Source organism: Cellulomonas alba (assembly GCF_030362835.1).
GTDB lineage: Bacteria > Actinomycetota > Actinomycetes > Actinomycetales > Cellulomonadaceae > Cellulomonas > Cellulomonas alba.
Map to the genome: position 1 here is coordinate 2,208,746 of NZ_JAUCGQ010000001.1, position 14,819 is coordinate 2,223,564.

General features: G+C 72.4%; 14 protein-coding genes and 1 tRNA gene. 12 read left to right on the plus strand and 3 right to left on the minus strand.

The features are described from left to right. Positions 1 to 27: 27 nt before the first annotated feature. The 4 genes from tmk to QRT04_RS10100 all read left to right on the plus strand — a co-directional run bounded on the left by tmk (position 28) and on the right by QRT04_RS10100 (position 3,700). On the plus strand, positions 28 to 678 hold the full coding sequence (tmk, locus tag QRT04_RS10085; RefSeq protein WP_289455081.1) for a dTMP kinase: 651 nt from the start codon (positions 28 to 30) through the stop codon (positions 676 to 678). Beyond that, positions 675 to 1,811 carry a DNA polymerase III subunit delta' gene (locus tag QRT04_RS10090; protein WP_289455082.1) on the plus strand — a complete coding sequence of 379 codons (1,137 nt, stop codon included), beginning with the start codon at positions 675 to 677 and terminating at the stop codon, positions 1,809 to 1,811. The genes tmk and QRT04_RS10090 overlap by 4 nt, the downstream gene beginning before the upstream one ends. 185 nt (positions 1,812 to 1,996) lie before the next feature. Beyond that, complete coding sequence (locus tag QRT04_RS10095; protein ID WP_289455083.1) at positions 1,997 to 3,538, plus strand: alpha/beta hydrolase; 1,542 nt, start codon at positions 1,997 to 1,999, stop codon at positions 3,536 to 3,538. Positions 3,539 to 3,627: 89 nt separating this feature from the next. Continuing rightward, positions 3,628 to 3,700: transfer RNA gene (locus QRT04_RS10100), tRNA-Thr, on the plus strand. Between the two features lie 98 nt (positions 3,701 to 3,798). On the opposite strand, the gene QRT04_RS10105 is transcribed toward QRT04_RS10100, so the two are convergent. Further along, positions 3,799 to 4,200: a nuclear transport factor 2 family protein gene (locus tag QRT04_RS10105; RefSeq protein ID WP_289455084.1), complete on the minus strand. Its 402-nt coding sequence runs from the start codon at positions 4,198 to 4,200 to the stop codon at positions 3,799 to 3,801. A gap of 116 nt (positions 4,201 to 4,316) precedes the next feature. Between QRT04_RS10105 and QRT04_RS10110 the strand changes: the two genes are divergently transcribed. The 7 genes from QRT04_RS10110 (at position 4,317) to QRT04_RS10140 (ending at position 12,290) form a co-directional block, all read left to right on the plus strand. Next, positions 4,317 to 4,742 (plus strand): MarR family winged helix-turn-helix transcriptional regulator, encoded by a 426-nt coding sequence (locus QRT04_RS10110; RefSeq protein ID WP_289455085.1) that lies wholly within the window; start codon positions 4,317 to 4,319, stop codon positions 4,740 to 4,742. 264 nt (positions 4,743 to 5,006) lie between these two features. After that, positions 5,007 to 5,999 carry an ABC transporter substrate-binding protein gene (locus QRT04_RS10115; protein ID WP_289455087.1) on the plus strand — a complete coding sequence of 331 codons (993 nt, stop codon included), beginning with the start codon at positions 5,007 to 5,009 and terminating at the stop codon, positions 5,997 to 5,999. A 100-nt stretch (positions 6,000 to 6,099) separates the two neighbouring features. Next, entirely contained in the window at positions 6,100 to 7,641 is a 1,542-nt protein-coding gene (locus QRT04_RS10120; RefSeq protein ID WP_289455088.1) for a sugar ABC transporter ATP-binding protein, read from the plus strand. Next, positions 7,638 to 8,684 (plus strand): ABC transporter permease, encoded by a 1,047-nt coding sequence (locus tag QRT04_RS10125; protein ID WP_289455089.1) that lies wholly within the window; start codon positions 7,638 to 7,640, stop codon positions 8,682 to 8,684. The genes QRT04_RS10120 and QRT04_RS10125 overlap by 4 nt, the downstream gene beginning before the upstream one ends. After that, positions 8,681 to 9,703, plus strand: coding sequence for an ABC transporter permease subunit (locus QRT04_RS10130; RefSeq protein WP_289455090.1), 1,023 nt, complete (start codon positions 8,681 to 8,683; stop codon positions 9,701 to 9,703). Before QRT04_RS10125 ends, QRT04_RS10130 begins: the two co-directional genes overlap by 4 nt. Before the next feature lie 41 nt (positions 9,704 to 9,744). After that, the gene (locus tag QRT04_RS10135) at positions 9,745 to 11,277 is read left to right on the plus strand and encodes a sugar ABC transporter ATP-binding protein (RefSeq protein WP_289455091.1); all 1,533 of its coding nucleotides are present in this window, start codon (positions 9,745 to 9,747) and stop codon (positions 11,275 to 11,277) included. Next, positions 11,274 to 12,290, plus strand: a complete 1,017-nt coding sequence (locus tag QRT04_RS10140; RefSeq protein WP_289455092.1) for a LacI family DNA-binding transcriptional regulator — start codon at positions 11,274 to 11,276, stop codon at positions 12,288 to 12,290. The genes QRT04_RS10135 and QRT04_RS10140 overlap by 4 nt, the downstream gene beginning before the upstream one ends. 113 nt (positions 12,291 to 12,403) lie before the next feature. Here the strand turns inward: QRT04_RS10140 and QRT04_RS10145 are convergent, their stop codons facing one another. Beyond that, a complete protein-coding gene (locus tag QRT04_RS10145; RefSeq protein WP_289455094.1) occupies positions 12,404 to 12,814 on the minus strand; it encodes a GlcG/HbpS family heme-binding protein in 411 nt (136 codons plus the stop codon). A gap of 87 nt (positions 12,815 to 12,901) precedes the next feature. Here QRT04_RS10145 and QRT04_RS10150 point away from each other — a divergent pair, with 87 nt between their 5' ends. Then, entirely contained in the window at positions 12,902 to 13,528 is a 627-nt protein-coding gene (locus QRT04_RS10150) for a TetR/AcrR family transcriptional regulator (protein ID WP_289455095.1), read from the plus strand. Here the strand turns inward: QRT04_RS10150 and QRT04_RS10155 are convergent. Beyond that, positions 13,525 to 14,787 carry an MFS transporter gene (locus QRT04_RS10155; RefSeq protein ID WP_289455097.1) on the minus strand — a complete coding sequence of 421 codons (1,263 nt, stop codon included), beginning with the start codon at positions 14,785 to 14,787 and terminating at the stop codon, positions 13,525 to 13,527. The two genes, QRT04_RS10150 and QRT04_RS10155, sit on opposite strands and share 4 nt — an antisense overlap. Positions 14,788 to 14,819: the final 32 nt, after the last annotated feature.

The following is a 14,819-nucleotide window of genomic DNA, read 5'->3' on the forward strand; positions in this document are numbered from 1 at the left end:
GTCGGCGCCCGCGGCTACCCTGACGCCGTGACCGAGGTCCCCGCCGCCGAGCCCGTGCCGCACCGCGGGCTCTTCGTCTCGTTCGAGGGCGGCGACGGCGCCGGCAAGTCGACGCAGGCGCGCCTGCTCGGCGAGTGGCTGACGCGCATCGGGCACGAGGTCGTGCTGACGCGCGAGCCGGGCGGCACCGAGCTCGGCCGGCTGCTGCGCGACGCGGTGCTGCACGGCGACCACGTCGACGCGCGCACCGAGGCGCTCCTGTACGCGACGGACCGCGCCCACCACGTCGCGTCGCTCGTGCGGCCCGCGCTCGAGCGCGGCGCGGTCGTCGTCACCGATCGCTACCTCGACTCGTCGGTCGCGTACCAGGGCAGCGGCCGCGACCTCGGCGCGGACGAGGTCGAGCGGCTCTCGCTCTGGGCCACCGAGGGTCTGCTGCCGGACGTCACCGTGCTGCTCGACGTCGACCCGGTGCTGGGCAAGGCGCGGCTGACGAGCGAGCCCGACCGGCTCGAGCGCGCAGGCGACGAGTTCCACCGCCGCACGCGCGCCGCGTTCCTGTCGCGCGCCGAGGCGGACCCCGTTCGCTGGCTCGTGCTCGACGGCACGCGGCCCGCCGACGAGCTCGCCGGCGCGGTCCGCGCACGCGTCGCGGCGCTGCTGGGGGTCGCGGCATGAGCGTGTGGGACGACCTCGTGGGTCAGGAGCCGGCGGTCGAGGTGCTGCGGCACGCGGTGGAGCACCCCGGCGCCATGACGCACGCGTGGTTGCTCACGGGCCCGCCCGGCTCCGGGCGGTCGAACGCGGCCCGCGCCTTCGCGGCGGCGCTGCAGTGCACGCGCGGCGGCTGCGGCGAGTGCCACGACTGCACGACGACGCTGGGCGGCACGCACCCCGACGTCACGGTGGTCGCGACCGAGGGCGTCGTGATCCGGGCGGAGACCGCGCGGCCGCTCGTCGAGCTCGCGCAGCGGTCGCCGTCGCAGGGTCGGTGGCGCGTGATCATCGTCGAGGACGCCGACCGGCTCAACGACACGAGCGGGAACGCGCTGCTCAAGGCGCTCGAGGAGCCCGCGCCGCGCACGGTCTGGCTGCTCTGCGCGCCGAGCCCGCAGGACGTGCTGGTGACGATCCGGTCGCGCTCGCGGTCGGTCGCCCTGCGCGTGCCCCCGGTCGAGGCGGTGACGCAGCTGCTCGTCACGCGCGACGGCGTCGACGCGCACGTCGCCGAGGTCGCCGCGCGGGCCGCGCAGAGCCACGTCGGCATCGCGCGCCGGCTGGCTCGCGACCCGGAGGCTCGCGCCCGGCGGTCGGCGGTGCTCGCGATCGCGTCGCGCATCCGCGGCGTCGGCGACGCGGTGCTCGCGGCGGGGAAGCTCGTCGAGACCGCGCAGGCCGACGCGAAGGCCGCGACCGAGGAGCGCGACGCCGCCGAGCGCGCCGCGCTGCTGCACCAGCTCGGCGCCGACGGTGCGGCGACGCTGCCGCCCGCGGTGCGTGGCGAGGTCCGGCGGCTCGAGGAGGAGCAGAAGCGCCGCGCGACCCGGGCGCAGCGCGACGTCCTCGACCGCGCGATGGTCGACCTGCTGTCGCTCTACCGGGACGTGCTCGTGGTCCAGCTGGGTGCCGGGGTCGAGCTCGTCAACGTCGAGCACGCCGAGGCGGTCCGCGCGCTCGCCGCGGACAGCACGCCCGAGCAGACCCTGCGCCGCATGGACGCCGTCGGGCAGGCGCGCACCCGCCTGTCGGGGAACGTCGCGCCGCTGCTGGCCGTGGAGGCGATGGCGGTGGCGCTGCGGCCGCAGGGCTGACGCGCGTGAGGCGTGCGACGCGTCGGGCTGACGCGCGGGGGCGTGCGGCCCGCGGGTCTGACGCGTGGAGCGGCCGCGGGGTGGGTGGCGGTCCGCGGGCGCGTGCGGGTCGGCGGGCCGGGGCGACGGCCTCGCATGGTGGCCGGTGGGCCCGGCGGATCGGGCGAACCGGTTACCGTGGCGGCATGCCGATGACTCGTCCGTCCGCGGCGCGCGCGGGCGTCGTCGCCGGCCTGCTCGCCGCGGTCCTCGCCCTCGCCGGGTGCACCGGCGGCGGCCACACCGTCGCGCCGTCGCCGATCCCGACGCCGAGCGCGACGGCGGCGAGCCCGAGCCCGGACCTCGCGCGCTTCTACGACCAGACGATCAGCTGGAAGAAGTGCGCGCAGGGCAGCTGCGGCACGGTCGAGGTGCCGCTGGACTACGCGAACCCGACGGGCGACACGATCAACCTCGCTGTCGCGCGCGAGGCGTCGACGGGCAAGCACCCCGTGGGCTCGCTGCTGATGAACCCGGGCGGGCCGGGCGTCTCGGGGGTCGACTTCCTCAAGGACGTCACGCCCCAGATCCCGAAGGAGATCCGGGCGGCGTACGACCTGGTCTCGTTCGACCCGCGCGGGGTACAGCGGTCGGCGCCGGTGCACTGCGTCGACGACAAGGAGCTCGACCACCTCATCGAGGACGACGTCGACAAGTCGACCCCGGCGGGGCTGCAGGCGTTCGAGGCGTCCTGGCAGTCGTTCTCCGACGGCTGCCGCGCGAACATGGGTGCCGAGCTCGCCCACATCGACACCGTGAGCGCCGCGCGCGACCTCGACGTGCTCCGCGGCGTGCTCGGCGACGCGTCGCTCGCGTACCTCGGCTTCTCGTACGGCACCAACCTCGGCGCCACGTACGCCGCGCTGTTCCCGCAGCGCGTCGGTCGCATGGTGCTCGACGGCGCGATGCCTCCGACGCTGACGTCCGACGAGATCACGATCGGCCAGGCGAAGGGCTTCGAGCAGGAGCTGCGCGCCTATGTCGAGGACTGCCAGGGCGGCAAGGGCTGCCCCCTGACGGGCGACGTCCAGCACGGCCTCGACCAGATCACGTCGCTGCTCGACCATGCGACGGCCAGCCCGCTGCCGACGGGTACGAGCCGCAACCTCACCGGCTCGCTCGCGTACAACGGCATCGGACAGGCGCTGTACGCGACGAAGCTGTGGCCGACGCTGACCCGCGGCCTCACGGAGGCGATCAAGCAGGGCACCGGGCGCATCCTGCTGGCGCTCGCCGACTTCTACACCGACCGTGCGCCGGACGGCACGTACACGACGAACACCATGCAGGCGTTCCCGGCGATCTCGTGCACCGACACGGCGACCGACTCGAGCCCCGCGGCCATGACGGCCCAGGCGGCCGAGCTCGCCAAGGTGGCGCCGACGGTCGCGCCGTACTTCTCCTACGGCGCGCTCCAGTGCAAGCACTGGCCCGTGCCGGCCGTCGGGCCGCTGCCGTCGTACGCCGCGCAGGGCGCCCCGCCGATCCTCGTCGTCGGCACGACGGGCGACCCGGCGACGCCGTACCCGTGGGCTCAGCAGATGGCGGAGATGCTCTCGTCCGCACGGCTCCTGACGTACGTCGGGAACGGCCACACGGCGTACCTGAGCTCCAACTCGTGCGTGAACGGCGCGGTCGACCGCTACCTGCTGACCGGCTCGCTCCCCGCCGAGGGCAAGCGCTGCTGACGCCGTCCGGGCCGGCGTGCGGCCGCTTTGGAGCCCGGCGGCTGGGGCAGGTACAGTAGGCGCGCTCGCCCGGCCGGTGCCGCGGCGATGCCGCCTTAGCTCAGTCGGCAGAGCGTCTCACTCGTAATGAGAAGGTCAAGGGTTCGATTCCCTTAGGCGGCTCAGCAACCACGAAGGCCCCGTCCCGGCGTCACGCCGCAACGGGGCCTTCGTCGTGCCGTGCGGGTCGCCGGGTGGCGTCGGACCGCGTCGATCGCGGATCACGGGCGCCGCTCGGCGACGACGGCGGCGATGTCGCGGTGGTTCAGGTAGACGAGCACGCGCCAGCCGCCGTCCATGCGGCGCATCAGGTAGCTGGACTCGAGCGTGAGTGGCTCGGCGGCCTCGTCGACCAGGTCGACGTCCCACGTCGTCGTGGCGAGCACGTGCCGGTCGTCGAGCTCGTGCACGTCGAGGTGGCGGAGCGTGGTGCCGGTCGCGCCGATCGCGGCGAACATCGCCTGTCGCGCCGGGAGCGCACGCGCCAGCTGGTCGCGGCTGACGAGTGCCACGGCCGCGGGGTCCAGGCTAAGGAACTGGTCGTGGAACACGTCGGTCGATCGGCTGCCCGACATGGTCTCGAGAGCGGCTCTGACCTCCGCGGCGGTGTGCGACGACGACATGTCAGCTCCCTGCTTCCGGTCGATTGAGGGCTACGACAGTAACTGTTGCGACAACTAAAGTGAACCACCGCGGCGTGACACCATGCGAGGCGCTGGTCACCAGAGGGGAGCCGCCGATGCCCGGGCCGTCCGTCGCCGTCTCCACCGCGGTCATGCGCCTCGCGCGCGAGCTCCGGGCAGCGCTCGACCGGGCGTTCGACGACCTGGGCCTCACCTCGCAGCAGGCGGCACTGCTCATCCACATGGTCACCGGCGCCACGAGCCCGAAGGAGCTCGCCGGCCTGCTGGGCGTGGACACGGCGGGGATGACGCGGATGCTCGACCGGCTCGAGCGCAAGGGCCTCGTGACGCGCGCAGCCGATCCGGACGACCGTCGCGCCGTCCGGGTCTCGCCGACCCCCGCCGGCGCGGCTCTGGTGCCCCGCCTGGCACCGATCTTCGACCGCGTGTCCGCCGCGCTGGTCGGCGACCTGGACGCCCGCGACCTGACGCGAACGGTCGAGGCGCTGCTGGCGAACCTGCACGACGCGGACGCACGGTAGTCGCACCGCGTTCCCTCGCCGTCGGTCCGCTGCCCGTCAGTAGCCCGAGCGAGCGATGTGAACGATCACACCAACGCGGCACCACGAGTGCCGCGGCGCTCGCCGAAGTCGCCTCACAACCCGGGCGTTACGGAAATGTGACCGCTCACATCCTTCCGGCCGGGAGATTGTGACCGTTAACATCGGCGCACACGGACCTGGCTCAGCACGGTTCGGGGCTCTGTCCGGCAGCGTGGCCGGACTCAAAACGAGGAGGTTTTGAGGATGAGGAAGCGACTGCTCGCTGGGCTCGCACTTGCGGGGGCCCTCGCGCTGGCGACGACCGGATGTTCCAGCTCCAACAACAACGCCGGCTCGTCCGGCACCGGCGGTTCGGGTGGCGGCAAGACCCTCACGGTCGGCTTCGCCCAGACCGGGTCGGAGTCGGGCTGGCGCGCGGCGAACACGCAGTCCATGAAGGACGCGTTCTCCGACGCGAACGGCTTCAAGCTGATCTTCAACGCCGCGGACAACAAGCAGGAGGCGCAGATCGCGGCCGTCCGCAGCTTCATCAACCAGAAGGTCGACGCGATCGTCATCGCGCCGATCACGGTCGACGGCTGGGACGACGTGCTCAAGGAGGCCAAGGACGCCAAGATCCCGGTCATCCTCGAGGACCGCACGATCAACGTCTCGGACGACAGCCTGTACGCGGCGTGGGTCGGCGACGACTTCAAGAAGGAGGGCGAGACCGCGGGCGCCTGGGCCAAGCAGACCGCGACGAGCCCGACGAACATGGTCGTCCTCGAGGGCACGACGGGCTCGGCCCCCGCGCTCGACCGCGCGACCGGCTTCAAGGCCGGCGCCACGGGCGCACCCATCACGACGCTCGACTCGCAGACCGGCAACTTCACGCGCGCCGACGGCAAGACCGTGATGGAGGGCTTCCTCCAGAAGTACGGCAACAAGATCCAGATGCTGTTCGCCCAGAACGACGACATGGGTCTCGGCGCGCTCGACGCGATCACGGCCGCCGGCCTCACGCCGGGCAAGGACATCAAGATCGTGACGATCGACGCGACCCACGACGGCCTGCAGGCCCTCGCTGACGGCAAGTTCAACTACGTCGTCGAGTGCAACCCGCTGCTTGGCCCCCAGGTCGCCGACCTGGTCAAGAAGGTCGTCGCCGGCGAGTCCGTGCCGAAGACCCAGGTCGCCACCGACCAGTCCTTCACGCAGGAGCAGGCGAAGGCAGCCCTGCCCGACCGCAAGTACTGAGTCCGCTCGAACCACTGAGTCCGCTCGGTCCCGCAGTCGACGGGCCGGGGGTCGGCGCCACGCCGGCCCCCGCCCCGTCCGCGTGAAGGAAGCAGCAACGATGTCCCACTCCGACGCCGAGACGGCGAGCGACGCGCTCGTCGCGATGCGCGGCATCACCATCCAGTTCCCGGGCGTCAAGGCGCTCGACGGCGTCGACCTCGTCCTGCGCGCGGGCGAGGTCCACGCGCTCATGGGCGAGAACGGCGCGGGCAAGTCGACGCTCATCAAGGCGTTGACCGGCGAGTACGCCGTCGACGCCGGCACCATCACGGTCGCGGGCGAGCCCCGCGTGTTCCACGGCACCGCCGACGCGCAGTCGGCCGGCATCTCGACCGTGTACCAAGAGGTCAACCTCTGCGCGAACCTCTCGGTCGGCGAGAACGTCATGCTCGGCCACGAGCTGCGCCGCGGCGGCCGGATCGACTGGCGCGCGACGCACCGCGCGGCCGCCGAGCACCTCGAGAACCTCGGCGTGGAGCTGGACACCCGCACGTCGCTCAGCACGCACTCGATCGCGGTGCAACAGCTCGTCGCGATCAGCCGTGCGATGGTCACGGACGCGAAGGTGCTCGTGCTCGACGAGCCGACGTCGAGCCTCGACCGCAGCGAGGTCGAGCAGCTCTTCAGCGTCATGCGCGACCTGCGCGCCCGCGGGGTCGCGATCCTGTTCGTCACGCACTTCCTCGACCAGGTCTTCGAGATCGCGGACCGGTGCACGGTCCTGCGCAACGGTCGCCTCGTCGGGGAGTACCCGCTGCCGAGCCTGACGCCCGGCTCGCTCGTGCAGCTCATGCTCGGGCGCGAGCTCGACGACCTCGAGGCGCTGTCGAGCGTCGCCGACCGGCACGTCGACCGCTCGGGCGCGCCGGTCGTGCGCGCGACGGGCACGGGCCGCAAGGGCGTCATCGAGCCCACCGACATCGACGTCTACCCCGGCGAGGTCGTGGGCATCGCCGGCCTCCTCGGCTCGGGCCGCACCGAGCTGGCCCGGCTGCTGGCCGGCGCCGACCACGCGGACTCCGGCCAGATCGAGGTCGCCGGCAAGGCGGCCCGGCTGGCGAACCCGCGCAGCGCGATCGACCACGGCATCGCCTACTCGTCCGAGGACCGCCGCGCCGAGGGGATCCTCGGCGACCTGACCGTCGCCGAGAACATCGTGCTCGGGATCCAGGCCCGCAGGGGATGGCGCAAGCTGCGCAAGGCCGAGCAGGATGCCGTCGTGGCCGAGTACATCGCTGCCCTCGGCGTCCGTCCCGCGAGCCCGAGCACGCTGATCCGCAACCTCTCGGGCGGCAACCAGCAGAAGGTGCTGCTCGCCCGCTGGCTCGCGACCGCCCCCGCCCTGCTCATCCTCGACGAGCCCACGCGCGGCATCGACGTCGGCGCCAAGGCGGACATCCAGCGCAAGGTCGCCGAGCTGTCCGCTCGCGGCCTCGCGGTGGTGTTCATCTCCTCGGAGCTCGAGGAGGTGCTGCGGCTCTCGCAGCGGATCGTCGTCATGCGCGACAGGCGCAAGATCGGCGAGCTCGCGTCGCACGACGTCGACGTCGACGCCGTCATCGACTTCATCGCCCACGAGGGCCAGGAGGGAGCGGCGTGAGCGCCGTCATGAAGCACCGGCTGTTCTGGCCCCTCGTGGTGCTGCTTGCACTGATCCTGCTCAACACGGTGTCGCGGCCGTCGTTCGTCAGGATCACCGTGCACGACGGGCGGCTGTACGGCTCGCTCATCGACATCCTGCGGAACAGCGCGCCGCTGATGCTCGTGGCGCTCGGCATGACGCTCGTCATCGCGACCCGCGGCATCGACCTGTCGGTCGGCGCGATCATGGCGGTGTCCGGCGCGGTCGCGCTGACGATCATCCAGGACTCGGGCGACCCGGCGAACCCGGCGGTGCTGGCCGTCGCGATCGGCACCGCGGTGGGCGCGGGCCTCGTGTGCGGCCTGTGGAACGGCTTCCTCATCTCGGTGCTCGGCATCCAACCGATCATCGCGACGCTCGTGCTGATGCTCGCGGGCCGCGGGATCGCGCTGCTCATCACGGGCGGCTTCATCACGACGATCAACAGCGACCCGTACAAGTTCATGGCGCAGGGGTACGTGCTCGGGCTGCCGTTCGCGTTCTACGTGTCGCTCGTGGCGATCGCGATCGTCGCGCTCATCGAGCGGCGCACCGCCCTCGGCATGCTGACCGAGGCGGTCGGCATCAACCCGGAGGCGAGCCGGCTCGCAGGCGTGCGCGCCCGCGGCATCATCTGGGGCGCGTACGCGGCGAGCGGCCTGCTCGCGGGTTTCGCCGGCATCCTCTACAGCTCGAACATCATGGCGGCCGACGCGAACGCCGCCGGCCTCTACATCGAGCTCGACGCGATCCTCGCGGTCGTGCTCGGCGGGACGTCGCTCGCCGGCGGCACGTTCAGCATCGCCGGCACCGTCGTCGGCGCGTTCACGATCCAGACGCTCAAGTCGACGATCACCTTCCTCGGGGTGCCGCCGGCCGTCACTCCCGTGTTCATGGCGGCCGTCGTGGTCGTCGTCGTCCTGGTCCAGTCGCGCCGGTTCCGGCGCTTCATGGGACGGCTTCCGGCGCGACTACGCACCTGGACGTCCCGCACGCCCGACGGAGCGGAGGCCGCGTCGTGACGAGCACCCAGGTGGCGCCGGCGCGCGAGTCGCACGTCGTCAGCAGCCGGCACCGGTTCATGACGCGTCACGCCTCGTGGATCCCCGTCTTCGCGGCGATCGCGATCCTCGTGGCGATGGTGATCGGCGCGCAGATCTACTTCGACGGCGACTTCCTGTCGCCGCCGCTGATCTCGTCGATCCTGCTGGACAACTCGTACCTGCTGATCCTTGCCGTGGGCATGACGTTCGTGATCCTCACGGGCGGCATCGACCTGTCGGTCGGCGCGGTCATGTCGTTCACCGGCATGTTCGGTGCGAGCCTGCTCCGGGACGGCCTGCCCTCCGGCGTCGTCGCGCCCGTGATGCTCGCGTGCGGCGCGCTCATCGGGCTCGGCATCGGCGTCCTCGTCCAGTACTTCGACGTGCAGCCCTTCATCGCGTCGCTCGCGGGCATGTTCCTGGCGCGCGGCCTCGGCTTCGTCGTGAGCCTCAACTCGATCAAGGTCACGGACTCGTCGATCCTCTGGCTGCAGCGGACCCGCTGGCACTTCGGCGACTGGTACGTGACGGCGACCGGGATCCTCGCGCTGCTGGTCGTCGCCGTCGGCGCCCTCCTGCTCGCGTACACGCGGTTCGGCCGGACGATCTACGCGGTCGGCGGCAACGAGCAGTCGGCGCGGCTCATGGGTCTGCCCGTCGCGCGGACCAAGCTCCTCGCGTACGTCGTCAGCGGCACGTGCGCGGGCCTCGCGGGCGTCGTCTTCACCGCGTACACGGGTGCGGCGTACCCGCTCAACGGCATCGGCACGGAGCTCGACACGATCGCGGCGGTCGTCATCGGCGGCACGCTGCTGATCGGCGGCAGCGGGTTCGTCGTCGGCTCGATGATCGGCGTGTTCGTCTACGGGATGATCAAGACGATCATCAACTTCCTCGGCGTCGACCAGTCGTGGACCCGCATCACCATCGGTGGGCTCCTGCTGCTGTTCGTCGTCGTGCAGCGCGTGATCGTCGCGAGGTCGGCACGACGGCGGTAGACCAGTGCCGTGAGCGGGGACGCCGCCCCTCCCACGGCATGATGAGCGCCATGGAGAACGCGCTGCCGCTGGTGCAGGTCACCGGTGCCACCGTGCGTTTCCAGTCGGACACCGCGCTCGACGACGTCGACTTCCGGATGTTCGCGGGTGAGGTGCACTCGCTCATGGGCGAGAACGGCGCGGGCAAGTCGACGCTCATCAAGGCGTTGACCGGCGCTCTGCCGCTCGACGCAGGCGTCATCACCCTCGACGGCCGGACCGTGCAGTTCGCGACCCCGCACGACGCGCAGCTCGCAGGCATCAGCACGGTGTACCAGGAGATCGACCTCCTGCCGAACCTCACCGTCGCGGAGAACATCGCGCTCGGCCGCGAGCCGCGTGGCCGGCTGGGCTCGATCGACTGGCCGGCCATGCGGCGGCTCGCGCGCGAGGCGCTCGCGGACCTCGGGCTCGACATCGACCCGGCGTCGGTGCTCGCCACGCACCCGCTCGCCGTGCAACAGCTCGTCGCGATCGCGCGCGCCATCTCGACCGACGTCAAGGTGCTCGTGCTCGACGAGCCGACCTCGAGCCTCGACTTCGACGAGGTCGCCGAGCTGTTCCGCGTCATCCGCGAGCTCAAGTCGCGAGGCGTCGCGATCCTGTTCGTGTCGCACTTCCTCGACCAGGTCTACGAGATCTGCGACCGCATCACCGTGCTGCGGAACGGCCGCCTCGTCGGCGAGTACCTGACGACCGAGCTGCTGCGCATCGACCTCGTGCAGAAGATGCTGGGACGCTCCGCCGCGGCGCTCGCGGCCCGGCCGCGGCTCGACGGCTACGAGGACCCCGACCCGTCGGTCACGCTGAGCGCCCGGGGCGTGACGGTCCTGCCGGGCATCGCCGACGCCGACCTCGACCTCGTCGAGGGCGAGGTGCTCGGCGTCGCGGGCCTGCTGGGCTCGGGGCGCTCGGAGCTCGCGCGAGCGCTCACCGGGGTGGACCGGCTCGAGGCGGGCATCATCCGCATCGACGGGCAGGCGACGCGGCTGTCGAGCCCGCGGCGCGCGCTGTCCGTCGGGGTCGTCTACTCGTCGGAGAACCGGCGCACCGAGGGCCTGATCGGCGAGCTGAGCGTGCTCGAGAACATCACGCTCGCGCTGCAGGCCCAGCGGGGGATCCTGCGCCGCATCCGGTCGGCGCGCCAGCGCGAGCTCGCGGCGAGCTGGGTCGAGGCGCTCGACATCCGGCCGCCCGACATCGACCGCCCGGTCGGGACGCTCTCGGGCGGGAACCAGCAGAAGGTGCTGCTCGCGCGGCTGCTCGCCCTGTCGCCGCGCGTGATCGTGCTCGACGAGCCGACGCGCGGCATCGACGTGGGCGCGAAGGTCGAGATCCAGAACCTCGTCGGCGAGCTCGCCGACACCGGGCTCTCCGTCGTGTTCATCTCGGCGGAGCTCGAGGAGGTGCTGCGCGTCGGCACGCGCGTCGCGATCCTGCAGAACGGCCGCGTGGTCGACGTGCTGCCGTCCGACGGGCTCACCACCGACTCGCTGCTCGCCCTGGTGGCGCGTCCCGAGGAGGACGAGTCGTGAGCGGCGACCGGGGCTCGCGCACCGCGAACATCCTCGACGTGGCGCGGCTCGCGGGTGTGTCGCACCAGACGGTGTCGCGCGTGCTCAACGACCTCCCGAACGTGCGCCCCGCGACCCGCGCGCGCGTCGAGCAGGCGATCGCGCAGCTGCGGTACAGCCCGTCGCCCGCGGCCCGCGCGCTCGTCACGCGCCGCACGCGCACGATCGGGCTCGTGACGCCGGTGGCCGCGGACTTCGGCCCGACGTCGATCGCGATGCACTTCAACGTCGCCGCGCGCGCCGCGCGCTACAGCGTCGAGACGGTGAGCTCGCTCGACGCCGACCCCGCGAACATCCGCGCGATCGTCGAGAGCCTGCTGCGACAGCGCGTCGACGCGATCGTCCTCGTCGTGGTCGACGTCGAGGTGCTCGAGCTGGTCCGCGGGCTCGACCTCAGCATCCCCGTCGTCGCCGCCGCCTCCACCGCCCGACGCAGCCCGCAGTTCGTGTCGATCGACCAGTACCGCGGCGCCCGCGCAGCCGTCCGCCACCTGGCCGAGCTCGGGCACGAACGGATCGTGCACCTGGCCGGCCCGCAGCGGGCGCCCGACGCGATCGAGCGCGTGCGCGGTTGGCGCGACGAGCTCAACGAGCGCCGTCTCGAGGTCGTCGCCCCGATCCACGGCGACTGGTCCGCGGCGAGCGGGTACCGGCTGGGTGCCGAGCTCGACGTCGATCCGGGCTCGGCCGTGTTCGTCGCGAACGACCACATGGCGATCGGCGTCCTCTCGGCGCTCCGCGAGCGGGGCCTGCGCGTCCCGCACGACGTGAGCGTCGTCGGTTACGACGACGTCCCCGAGGCGGGGTACCTGTACCCCGCGCTGACGACCGTGCGGCAGGACTTCGCGGCGCTCGGCGAGCTGATGATGCAGAAGGTGCTGGTCGCGGTCGAGGAGCCCGACAGCGCGACGGTCGACACGCCGCTGCCGACGCACCTGATCGTGCGGCAGTCGACGCGCGCGGCGCGGCCCTGACGCTTCGACCCGGGACGCCCGGCCGATCTGGGTCGTCGTGACCTTGGGGTTCGTGGTGTGCTGCGCCGCTCGTTGGTGCTCGACCGGGCCGGGCGGGCGGCGCGGTGTGCGACCTAATCGGCGAGGACCGCGAGTGCGGCCTCGGCGCACTCGTCGTCCTGCCCGGGCGCGAACCCGCCGCTGACGGCCAGCGCGCCCACGACCTCGCCATCCCGGCGGACCAGCGCCGCGCCGGCGCCCGCCAGGATCGGCATCCGCGCCACCCGGTCGAGCTGCGCGAAGAAGCCGGGTGAGCTCTCCTGCATCTTCCACAGCGCGGCACCGTCCCGGCGGAAGAGCGCGATGCTGGACGCCTTGGTCTCGGCGACCGGGGCCGACATCGGCGGCGCGCCCGCCATGCGGCCGAGCGCCTGCAGGTGGCCGCCCTCGTCGACGACGGCGACGGTGACCTGGATGCCCATCGCGGCGGCGCGCTCGTGCCCGCCCGCGATCGCGGCTTGTGCGTCCTGGAGCGTGAGCGGCATGACGACTCCTCGTTAGGTGGACAGATGTCCTTGCATGGACGACCGTACTCCTGCGGACGCTGCGGTATCCACTGGGATGATGAGCCGGTGGACCACCCGACCCGGCCCGACTCCGGCCCCCGACGCCCGAACGCGCGCGGCCAGGGAGACCGGCTGCGCGAGGAGCTCATCTCCGCCGCCGTGCGCATGCTCGGCGACCTCGCCGACGACGAGTCGTTGTCGCTGCGCGCCGTGGCACGAGCTGTGTCGATCTCGCCGACGTCCGTCTACCTGTACTTCCCCGACCGGGACGCGCTCGTGGCGGCGGCGATGGAGCGGTGCCACGCGGAGATGGTGCAGGCGGCGGACGACGCCGAGGCGGCCGAGGCCGATCCAGCTCTCGCGCTGCGCGCCAGGGTCCTCGCGCAGGCCGCGTGGGTGCAGGAGCACCCGGGTCTGTACAAGGTGATGCACGAGAGCACGGTCGGCATGCCCTTCAAGGAGGTGCTGCTGACCCGCACGGTCGCTGCGGTGCAGCGGTGCATGTCCGCGGGTGTCGCCTCGCCCGGTGACGCCGCGGCCGTCGCGCTCGACCTGCGGACGGCCGTCGTCGGGATGCTGTCGCTGCGGATCAACGAGCCCGAGGTCGCGTGGCCGCCCTTCACGGAGCAGGCGGACCGGTTCCTCGTGAAGCTCGTCGGGCTCGTGCTGCCGGCCGAGCCAGCGCGGCGCTAGCGGTCCGTCTCCGCAGGCGCCGGGCGCGCCGGGTCCGCCGCCTCGGCGGGTGCAGCCGCGTTCCGGTCCTCGCGCTTGAGGCCCAGCAGCGCGAACAGGAACGCGCCGGTCGCCGTCAGGCACAGGAGGATCAGGCCGATCGTGTACGAGTGGTCCTGCTCGTCGTAGGTCGCGCCCATGACGAGCGGCGGGAAGTAGCCGCCGAGGCCGCCCGCCGCGCCGACGATGCCCGTCACGGCGCCGACCCGCTCGGCCGGCGAGCGCCGCGCGACCCACGCGAACACGCCGCCCGCGCCGAGGCCGAGGAAGAACGCCATCGCGACGAACTCGGTGCCCGCCGGGACCTCGGGGACGGGCTTGAGCGCCAGCAGCACGGCCACCACGGCGGCGCCCGCGAGCGAGACGAGGACGATCGGCTTCGGGTGCCAGCGGTCGGACAGGATGCCGCCGAGCGGGCGGGCGATGACGGCGGCGATGGCGAAGCCGGCGGTGCGCGTGCCGGCGCCCGCGAGGTCGAACCCGTAGACGTCCTTGAGGTAGGTCGGCAGGTAGGTCGAGAACGCGACGAAGCCGCCGAACGTCACGGCGTACAGGAACGCCATCTGCCACGTGACCGGCAGCCTGCTCGCGGCGCGCAGCTTCGGCACGACCGCCTCGGTGTTCGGCTTCCAGGCGGGCGCGTTCCGCATCAGGAGGATCAGGACGACGCCGGTCGCGGCGAGCGCGGCCGCGATGATCAGGTGGGCCGCGGTGTACCCGAACCAGTTGACGAACCGCGGCGTGAAGAACGACGAGAGCGCGGTGCCGCCCATGCCGGCGCCGAACACGCCGGTCGCGAAGCCGCGACGGGTCGGTGGATACCAGCCGTTGACGAACGGGATGCCGGCGGCGAACGACGTGCCCGGGATGCCGAGCAGGAACCCGAACACGAGCAGCAGCGCGTACGAGCCGGCGTTCCCCGCGATCATGACGAGCAGCACGGGGATGATCGAGACGAAGCTGAGCGTCGCGAGCATGGTCCGCCCACCGAACCGGTCCGTGAGCGCGCCGACGGGGATGCGGCCCACGGCGCCCACGAGCACCGGCGTCGCGATGAGCAGCGCCTTCTGGTTGGCCGAGAGGCCGAGGTCCGTGGTGTACCGCGCGGCGAGCGGGCCGACCAGGTTCCACGCCCAGAACGTGATGGCGAACGTCCAGGTGGCGAGCACCAGGTTGAGGGTCTGACCGGGGGGCCGGGTCGTCGGCACGGTGGCGGACATCGGTTCTCCGAGGATGCGAGAGCGTCGGTGGG